The sequence below is a fragment of the Hyphomonas sp. UBA3601 genome (assembly GCF_002375605.1).
Lineage (GTDB): Bacteria > Pseudomonadota > Alphaproteobacteria > Caulobacterales > Hyphomonadaceae > Hyphomonas.
The window spans coordinates 443-2,320 of the sequence record NZ_DFME01000037.1 but is presented as its reverse complement, the minus strand read 5'-3'; the positions used below and the strand labels follow the sequence as shown (position 1 = coordinate 2,320).

Below are 1,878 nucleotides of genomic sequence, written 5' to 3'. Positions count from 1 at the left end.
CCATTTTGCAGAACAAGCCATCTCTACACTGGATGGCGGCAATGCCTCCGCAGGTTTCACCAACACCTGCGATTGGTGGGCCAGGCGGCAGTTGCGTTGGGGGAGGCGAGGGAATTGGCTCAACCTCAACAAGTATAGTGTCTTCCGGGGGCTTCTCGAACCAGGCACAGCCGGTGAGGAGCGTGATAGACAAAACAAGAGCGATGAGGCGCATGATGATCTCCCTGTTTACAGGAAGTACCTGCGCCCCAATCGCAGATTTGGCAAGCCGGAGCCTAGCCTTTCATGCCGGCTGCGACAGCCGCAAAGATGTTCTGGCCGTGCTCGCCGCCAGACTGGAAGGCAGGCTTCGTGGTCGAGACATCGGTGATCTGGTCCCATTTCGCCGCAACGGCTTCAGCCGACAGACCTTCACCCTGGCCAACGAACACACCTTCGGTCTCAACGATGCGCGCCATCGAGAACGCACCGGCACCGGCTGACAGGATCATGCCGGTCGGGGCTTCATCCTTGACGAGGTTCATCACGCCGGGCGTGACATATTCCGGCTTGAGCTGGGCGAGCACTTCGTCGGGCATCAGGCCTTCGGTCATGCGAGTTGCAGCAATCGGGCAGACCGCGTTGATTTTAATGTTGTTTTTCGCGCCTTCAATTTTCAGCGTGTTCATCATGCCCACCACGCCGAGCTTGGCAGCGCCATAGTTGGCCTGGCCGAAATTGCCGTAGAGGCCGGTCGAGGATGTGGTCACGACGATGCGGCCGAAATTCTGCTCTTTCATGATGTTCCAGGCTGCGTGGACCGGCATGAAGCTGCCGCGCAGATGGACGTCAATTACGAGATCGATGTCGGCCTGGGTCATCTTGGAGAAAGATTTGTCGCGCAGGATTCCGGCATTCGCGATGATGATGTCGATGCGGCCCCACTTGGCCATCGTGTCATCGATCATCTTCTTGACGCCAGCCTCGTCGGAAACGGACGATCCGTTCGCAATGGCTTCGCCGCCCATGGCCTCGATTTCCTTCACAACGGCTTCGGCCGCTTCGGAATTTCCGCCGGTGCCGTCCAGCGTGCCGCCGAGGTCGTTGATGACAACTTTCGCGCCGCGGCGGGCGAGTTCCAGCGCGTGGCAACGGCCGAGACCGCCACCGGCTCCGGTGACAATGGCGACGCGATCGTCGAAACGGATATCTGACATGGGACTATTCCTCATTCCTTGACTGTTCTGCCTCGTGTCAGACCAAACGCTGACGTAAACGTCAAGCATACCCGTAGCGTCACCTCTTGCGCGGATTGCCGCGCCGTGATTGCGTTTCGGCCAGCCGAAGAAAAGTATCCAGGGAGGATCGTCATGCTGGCTTATGTAACACTGGGATCAAACGACAAGGACAAGGCCGTCGAATTCTATGACGCGGTCATGGGGGAGCTGGGCGGGCAACGCGTCTTCGCCAATGACCGGCTGCAATTCTATGGCACCGGCCCCGGCCAGCCGATGATCGCGATTGGCGGTCCTTATGATGGCGAAGCCGCCTCTGCTGGCAATGGCGTCATGCCGGCGCTTGGCTGCAAGGATAATGAGACCGTCGACCGCGCCTACAAGAAAGCGCTAGAAATGGGCGGCACCTGTGAAGGCGAGCCGGGCCAACGCCTGCCAAACTTCTACGGTGCCTATTTCCGGGACCCCGACGGCAACAAGCTCTGCGTCTGCAAGCTGGGCTAGGTATCAGCCCAGCGCCGCCAGGAAGACTTCGAGCGTCTCTTTTGCAAAGAGGCGCATGTTTTCCGGGCGGTCGCTGAGGCCGGTCTCCAAAGTGGTGGAGATCTCGAACCGGTTCGGGCCGACTACGGCGATGCAGGTGTGGCCCGGGGCGTCGCCATAG

General features: G+C 59.7%; 2 protein-coding genes and 2 pseudogenes. 1 reads left to right on the top strand and 3 read right to left on the bottom strand.

Going from position 1 to position 1,878, the window contains the following annotated elements:
* Both B4F73_RS04380 and B4F73_RS04375 read right to left on the bottom strand, forming a co-directional pair.
* Window positions 1-214 (bottom strand): annotated as a pseudogene (locus B4F73_RS04380) (hypothetical protein); the annotation flags it as partial.
* 61 nt (window positions 215-275) lie between these two features.
* On the bottom strand, window positions 276-1,196 hold the full coding sequence (locus B4F73_RS04375) for an SDR family NAD(P)-dependent oxidoreductase (RefSeq protein ID WP_206992504.1): 921 nt from the start codon (window positions 1,194-1,196) through the stop codon (window positions 276-278).
* 153 nt (window positions 1,197-1,349) lie between these two features.
* On the opposite strand from B4F73_RS04375, the gene B4F73_RS04370 reads away from it, so the two are divergent.
* Window positions 1,350-1,718, top strand: a complete 369-nt coding sequence (locus B4F73_RS04370; protein ID WP_034814168.1) for a VOC family protein — start codon at window positions 1,350-1,352, stop codon at window positions 1,716-1,718.
* Between the two features lie 3 nt (window positions 1,719-1,721).
* On the opposite strand, the pseudogene B4F73_RS16725 reads toward B4F73_RS04370, so the two are convergent.
* Window positions 1,722-1,878 (bottom strand): annotated as a pseudogene (locus tag B4F73_RS16725) (damage-inducible protein); the annotation flags it as partial.